Raw genomic sequence first — 6,228 nt, forward strand, 5'->3', positions numbered from 1 at the left:
AAATATGCCCTACTTCAATACCGCGCTTGATTAGCAGCGTTCCCTTGCCATCCGGGCTGGCATCGCCTTCGACGACATTGCGGATATCCGCCACGCGCGGCAGCGGCAGATCGCGCTGCCAGTTGATGCCGGTAAAGTGTTTGCCATCAATATTGGCGCCCGCGCAGAAGTCGCTCATGGTCGCCACGGTGCGGTCAACCACGACCGGCAGTGACAGACCTACTGGCCCAAGTGAACCCGGCCCTGCACCGATAGCCGCGCGGATCTCTTCTTCACTGGCAAACGTCAGCGGTGCGGCAACGACATCAATTTTCTCCGCTTTGATTTCGTTCAGCTCATGATCGCCGCGCACCAGCAGGGCAACCAGCGAGTGGCCGCTTTCCGGCGTTGCCTTCACCAGCAGCGTTTTCACGGTTTTTTTAATCGGCAGGCCGAACTGTTCCACCAGCGCAGCGATGGTTTTCGCGTCTGGCGTATCAATCTCATTCAGCTCCTGAGTGGCGTCCGGGCGACCACCGGCAGGAGCGACGGCTTCTGCCAGCTCAATGTTGGCCGCATAGTCCGATTCGGTAGAGAAAACGATATCGTCCTCACCGCTTTTCGCCAGCACCTGAAACTCATGGGATGCACTGCCGCCGATGGAGCCGGTATCTGCCTGCACGGCGCGGAAATCCAGCCCCATCCGGCTGAAGCTCTGTCCGTAAGCGCGATACATCGCATCGTAAGTTTCCTGCAAAGAGGCCTGGGAAATATGGAAGGAGTAGGCATCTTTCATGATGAATTCACGTGAGCGCATAACGCCAAAGCGTGGGCGCACTTCATCACGAAATTTGGTCTGGATCTGGAATACGTTCAGCGGCAGCTGTTTGTATGAACTCAGTTCGTTGCGGATCAGGTCGGTAACCACTTCCTCATGCGTCGGGCCGAGCACGAAAGGGCGATCGCCACGATCGACAAAGCGCAGCAGTTCCGGGCCATACTCCTCCCAGCGTCCACTTTCCTGCCACAGATCGGCGGGCTGCACGACCGGCATGGAAATCTCAATGGCACCGGCGCTATTCATCTCTTCACGCACGATGTTTTCGACTTTTTTAAGTACGCGCAGGCCGGTCGGCAACCAGGTATAAAGCCCGGATGCCAGCTTGCGGATCATCCCGGCGCGCAGCATCAGCTGATGGCTGATCACTTCAGCGTCGGCAGGCGTCTCCTTCTGGGTGGAGAGCAGATATTGAGTAGTACGCATGAGTTACGATTCCAGTTAAGCGGAAAGCTTACGAATTAAGCCAGGCAGTTAAAATGCTGGCGGTAGTGTACCAGCGAGTGTTAACTCTCAAAAGATGCAGGGAAATAAATTAACGGGGATCGACAGCGATTACGACGGTTCCGGCGCCCGTCACGCTCCAGCGAACGTTAAAATCGAGCAGCCAGGCGGCATATTCCCGTTCCGGCTCTTCGCCTTTGCGGTAGGCCGGACGAGGATCCTGGGCCAGCACCTGACGGATAAAACGCGCCAGGTGCGGATAGCGCTGGCTCTGGCTGGCTATCTGCTGTTCCGCCAGCGGTGAGAAACTCACCGGCATTGACGCATCCGGTGCCTGCTGGGCAAAGCCGGCGCGGGCATCAGGAATGGACTCTGCGAACGGCAGATAGGGTTTAATATCTACAATGGGAGTGCCATCAACCAGGTCAAGGCTTCCCAGCTCCAGCACAACGCTGCCTTTATCTACTCTCATTCCGGTCAGCTCGACCAGCGACATACCTATCGGGTTAGGACGAAACGTGGAGCGGGTACTGAAAACGCCAACCCGCGCATTGCCGCCCAGCCGTGGAGGGCGCACCGTGGGGCGCCATCCCCCTTCCATCGTCTGGTGGAAGACAAACAGCAGCCATAAATGACTAAATTCCGCTAATCCGCGTACGGCTTCGGGCTGATTATAGGGGGGAAGCAGGTGAAGTTCTCCGCCGCCATCCTGGATAAGGCCCGGCTGGCGGGGAACGGCAAACTTTTCCTTCCAGGGAGAACGAAGGGTGCCTATTTGCTGGAAGGAAAACGTACTCACTGGTTGGACACTTTCAGGGCGGAACCCTGACAAACGGCCTGACGGTAGCAGCCCTGCGCATTACTGACGATTTCACACTGATGGAGCAGGACGGCATTGGCTTTCATCGAGGACGCGCGCGTCTGCATCCTTCTGCGAGCGGTGTTAATATTTGGCGGTGAACTCTGTGCGCTGTTCTGGCAATCTTCACCATAAACTTCCCCCAAATCACGGAACGGCTTGCTCACCAGATCGCCTGCATCGGTGTAGAGTTTTACCGGGACAGGGCGCGGCGCAGGTTTGGTGCGTGCTGGCTCAGTTTGCGTAGTTTGCTTGAAGGGCTCGACGGGTTTATATGGTTTATGCAGCAGCGAACACCCTGTCAGCGAAAGGGCTAACAAACAGAGCGGTAAAACACGCATGTGAAGTTCCTTATAGTCGGTAAGTGGTGTTATTGAAGCAACCCTGGTGGGTAATAACAAGCGTTCTGGAAATAATAAAGCGGGCAATCGCCCGCTTTGTCAATGGCGTGTCGGTTATCACCGGAGTGAAACCGCGAACCCTGGTATTTTACCAGCCTTTCACGGCGCCGCCGTTGAAGATTTTGCTCGCGGCATTACTGACTTCGTCAGAGTGATAGGCCTCGACGAATTTCTTCACGTTTTCAGCATCTTTGTTATCTTCACGGGCAACAATCATATTCACATAAGGTGAATTCTTGTCTTCCACAAAAATGCCGTCTTTCTCTGGGGTAAGGTTAATCTGGCTGGCATAGGTGGTATTGATAACCGCCAGAGCGATCTGCTGATCGTCCAGCGAGCGAGGCAGCTGCGGCGCTTCCAGCTCAACCAGCTTAATATTTTTCGGGTTCTCTACCACGTCCAGAGTCGTTGGAAGCAGCCCGGTACCCTCTTTCAGCTTAATCAGGCCCACCTTCTGCAACAGCAGCAGTGAACGCCCGAGATTCGTCGGATCGTTAGGAATTGCGATCTGCGCGCCATTCTGCAGCTCATCCAGCGATTTGATTTTCCTGGAGTAGCCCGCAATCGGGTAAACAAAGGTATTGCCGACGGAAACCAGCTTGTAGCCACGATCCTTGATTTGTTGATCAAGATAAGGCTTATGCTGGAAGGCATTGACGTCAATATCGCCTTTACTCAGTGCTTCATTAGGCAGCACGTAATCGTTGAAGGTGACCAGCTCAACGTCCAGACCATACTTATCCTTTGCCACCTGCTTAGCGACTTCAGCGACCTGCTGCTCCGCGCCGACGATCACGCCGACTTTAATATGGTTAGGATCTTTTTCTTTGCGATCGCAACCAACCAGTGCCAGCGTACCAATTAGCGCGCCCACAGCGGCCAGTGTTTTAAAATTAAAAGACATATCCCTTCCTTAATCTGAATGTGCTGTTATTTATGCGTGACCGCGCGAACGATGCGGTCACCACTGAATTGGATCAGATAAACGAGTACCACCAGTAATACCAGTACCGTATTCATTACCGTCGCGTCATAGCCAATGTAGCCATACTGATAGCCTATCTGACCCAGACCACCGGCACCGACCGCGCCCCCCATAGCAGAATAGCCCACCAGCGTAATCAGCGTAATCGTTGCTGCATTTACCAGCCCCGGCATCGCTTCCGGCAGCAGCACTTTGCGTACGATCTGCATGGGGGTGGCGCCCATAGCGCGCGACGCCTCAATCAGCCCGGACGGTAACTCCAGCAGGGCATTTTCCACCATGCGGGCAATAAAGGGTGCTGCGCCTATCGTCAGGGGGACAATTGCCGCCTGTAAACCAATTGAGGTGCCGACGATGATACGGGTGAACGGGATCATCCATACCAGCAGAATAATAAAGGGTATGGAGCGGAAGATGTTAACCAGCGCAGAGAGGATACGGTAGAGTTTTTGGTTGGACATAATCTGCCCCGGGCGCGTTACGTAAAGCAGCACGCCGACCGGAAGGCCCAGTACAAACCCAAAAAAACCGGAAACGAAGGTCATCATCAGCGTTTCCCAAACGCCCCGGCCAAGAAGCCATACCATTGCCTCAGACATAACCCAGTACCTCTACCTTTACATGGTGCTCTTTAAGAAAATTGATTGCAGCCTGCGTGTCGGCATCCGTACCGTGCATTTCGGTAAGCATAATGCCGAACTTCACGCCGCCGGCGTAATCCATCTGCGCGCTGATAATATTGTTGTTCACATTAAAACGACGCACCGACTCAGAGAGTAAAGGGGCATCTACCGACTTGCCGGTGAACTCCAGGCGCAATAAAGGTACGGCGTCAGGCCGCGGCTCCACCGTCAGGCGCGTCGAATAATCGTCGGGAATGTCCAGATGGAGCGTAGAGTGAATAAACTGCTGAGCCAGCGGCGTCTTAGGGTGCGAAAACACTTCGCTGACCGTATCGTTCTCTATTAACTCGCCGTTGCTGATGACCGCCACCCCGTCACAGATGCGTTTAACGACATCCATTTCATGGGTGATCAGCAGTATGGTGATGCCCAGGCGGCGGTTGATGTCCTTAAGTAATTCGAGAATGGCGCGCGTGGTTGCCGGGTCGAGAGCGCTGGTGGCTTCATCGCACAGCAGCACTTTGGGATTGGTGGCCAGCGCGCGGGCAATAGCAACACGCTGCTTCTGACCGCCGGAAAGATTGGCTGGCCAGACATCATGCTTGTCAGCCAGGCCAACAAGAGCCAGTAATTCAGTGACGCGCGTTTTGATCTCGCTGCTGGTCAGCTTGCCCAGCTCCAGCGGCAGGGCGACATTGCCTGCGACGGTTCGGGAGTTCATTAGGTTAAAATGCTGGAAAATCATGCCGATTTGCCGGCGCGCCCGGGTTAGCTGACTTTCAGAAAGCGTGGTGAGCTCCTGATTATCTACCCGAACAGAACCGGAAGTGGGGCGTTCAAGCAGATTAACGCAGCGGATCAGGGTGCTTTTCCCAGCCCCTGACGCGCCGATGACGCCGTAAATTTGCCCCGCAGGCACATGCAGGCTGACGTCTGACAGCGCCGTGATGGTGCGTGTGCCCTGCTGGAACACCTTAGTTATGTGCGAAAGTTTTATCATTTTAAGTGCGCTGCTGTTTATCCGTGGCGTTAAGTAAAGTGCTTCCCGAGCAACGCCGGGCGCGAGTGGATGGTAAGGCATCCAGACGGCTGAATCAATCAAAGTATGATTCGCTGCGCTGCCCGTGAATTCTCGCACAATGAACCAGTCGTCGCGCAGCGGCATTGTTGAAAAAGCTCCGGGTTGTCCTTTATAGCGCATTTGCTCACGGCCAGTATGGCGCTCTTGATCGCAGGGGGATATGTCGCATGAGATCACGGGCAGAGTGGGTGTATTAGCATGCAGAAGTTATACCTCGGTCACACCGCAATGCTGTACGCATCAACAGGGAGCATCGTGGTCAGGCTACCCGATGAAAGTGCGATCGCTATTACTCTACTGGTTCTGTTACGGGCGCAGAGATATGATATGCCCTAACGAAACAGGTAATGACAGGAGCTTCCGGTGGCTAATACCGTACCCGCAATATTTCTCGATCGTGACGGCACAATGAATGTCGATCATGGTTACGTGCATGAAATCGACAACTTTCAGTTTATTGATGGCGCGATCGACGCAATGCGTGAACTTAAGAAAATGGGTTTTGCGCTGGTGATGGTAACTAATCAGTCCGGTATTGCGCGGGGTATCTTCAATGAAGATACCTTTATGCAGCTCACCGAATGGATGGACTGGTCGCTGGCCGATCGCGAAGTCGATTTGGATGGCATCTACTTCTGTCCGCATCTTCCAGATGCAGTAGTAGAAGAGTATCGCCAGCAGTGTGACTGTCGTAAGCCACAGCCCGGTATGCTGCTGTCAGCTCAGCAGGAACTGAACATCGATATGGCCGCTTCTTATATGGTAGGTGACAAACCTGAGGACATGCTGGCAGGAAAAGCGGCAGGCGTAGGTAAAAAGGTTTTAGTGCGTAGCGGTAAACCCGTAACCGAAGAGGGTGAAAATGCAGCAGACTGGGTCATAAACAGCCTCGCAGACCTGCCTTCACGCATTAAACAGGGGTAAAAAGCAGCGTTCTGCGCGAACTTTCAGCGAACGGTAAAAAAGTTCATTTTTATACTTGCCTTCCCCGGACGCATCCCTATAATGCGCCTCCATC

Annotated in this window: 7 protein-coding genes; 1 reads left to right on the forward strand and 6 read right to left on the reverse strand. The window is 54.1% G+C overall.

What is annotated here, in order from left to right; genetic code table 11:
- From proS to metN, 6 genes are all read right to left on the reverse strand, one after another.
- The coding region (gene proS, locus ACLRGG_RS01110) for a proline--tRNA ligase (protein WP_416248015.1) at window positions 1-1,243 on the reverse strand (1,243 nt) is incomplete at its 3' end.
- Window positions 1,244-1,352: 109 nt separating this feature from the next.
- A complete protein-coding gene (tsaA, locus tag ACLRGG_RS01115; protein WP_416248016.1) occupies window positions 1,353-2,060 on the reverse strand; it encodes a tRNA (N6-threonylcarbamoyladenosine(37)-N6)-methyltransferase TrmO in 708 nt (235 codons plus the stop codon).
- Window positions 2,057-2,461 carry an envelope stress sensor lipoprotein RcsF gene (rcsF, locus tag ACLRGG_RS01120; RefSeq protein ID WP_416248017.1) on the reverse strand — a complete coding sequence of 135 codons (405 nt, stop codon included), beginning with the start codon at window positions 2,459-2,461 and terminating at the stop codon, window positions 2,057-2,059. The genes tsaA and rcsF overlap by 4 nt, the downstream gene beginning before the upstream one ends.
- A gap of 148 nt (window positions 2,462-2,609) precedes the next feature.
- Window positions 2,610-3,425 (reverse strand): MetQ/NlpA family lipoprotein, encoded by an 816-nt coding sequence (locus ACLRGG_RS01125; RefSeq protein WP_416248018.1) that lies wholly within the window; start codon window positions 3,423-3,425, stop codon window positions 2,610-2,612.
- A gap of 26 nt (window positions 3,426-3,451) precedes the next feature.
- Window positions 3,452-4,105 carry a methionine ABC transporter permease MetI gene (locus tag ACLRGG_RS01130; RefSeq protein ID WP_416248019.1) on the reverse strand — a complete coding sequence of 218 codons (654 nt, stop codon included), beginning with the start codon at window positions 4,103-4,105 and terminating at the stop codon, window positions 3,452-3,454.
- A complete protein-coding gene (metN, locus tag ACLRGG_RS01135) occupies window positions 4,098-5,129 on the reverse strand; it encodes a methionine ABC transporter ATP-binding protein MetN (protein WP_416248020.1) in 1,032 nt (343 codons plus the stop codon). Before metN ends, ACLRGG_RS01130 begins: the two co-directional genes overlap by 8 nt.
- A gap of 444 nt (window positions 5,130-5,573) precedes the next feature.
- Here metN and gmhB point away from each other — a divergent pair, with 444 nt between their 5' ends.
- Complete coding sequence (gene gmhB / locus ACLRGG_RS01140; protein WP_416248021.1) at window positions 5,574-6,134, forward strand: D-glycero-beta-D-manno-heptose 1,7-bisphosphate 7-phosphatase; 561 nt, start codon at window positions 5,574-5,576, stop codon at window positions 6,132-6,134.
- The last annotated feature ends 94 nt before the right edge of the window (window positions 6,135-6,228 follow it).

Source organism: Erwinia sp. PPS120 (assembly GCF_047918655.1).
Classification (GTDB): domain Bacteria; phylum Pseudomonadota; class Gammaproteobacteria; order Enterobacterales; family Enterobacteriaceae; genus Erwinia; species Erwinia tasmaniensis_A.

Bases quoted from the DNA above. Each gene is read 5' to 3' on its own strand.
- rcsF (WP_416248017.1), bottom strand. From the start codon at position 2,461: ATGCGTGTTTTACCGCTCTGTTTGTTAGCCCTTTCGCTGACAGGGTGT.
- metN (WP_416248020.1), bottom strand. From the start codon at position 5,129: ATGATAAAACTTTCGCACATAACTAAGGTGTTCCAGCAGGGCACACGC.
- ACLRGG_RS01125 (WP_416248018.1), bottom strand. From the start codon at position 3,425: ATGTCTTTTAATTTTAAAACACTGGCCGCTGTGGGCGCGCTAATTGGT.
- ACLRGG_RS01130 (WP_416248019.1), bottom strand. From the start codon at position 4,105: ATGTCTGAGGCAATGGTATGGCTTCTTGGCCGGGGCGTTTGGGAAACG.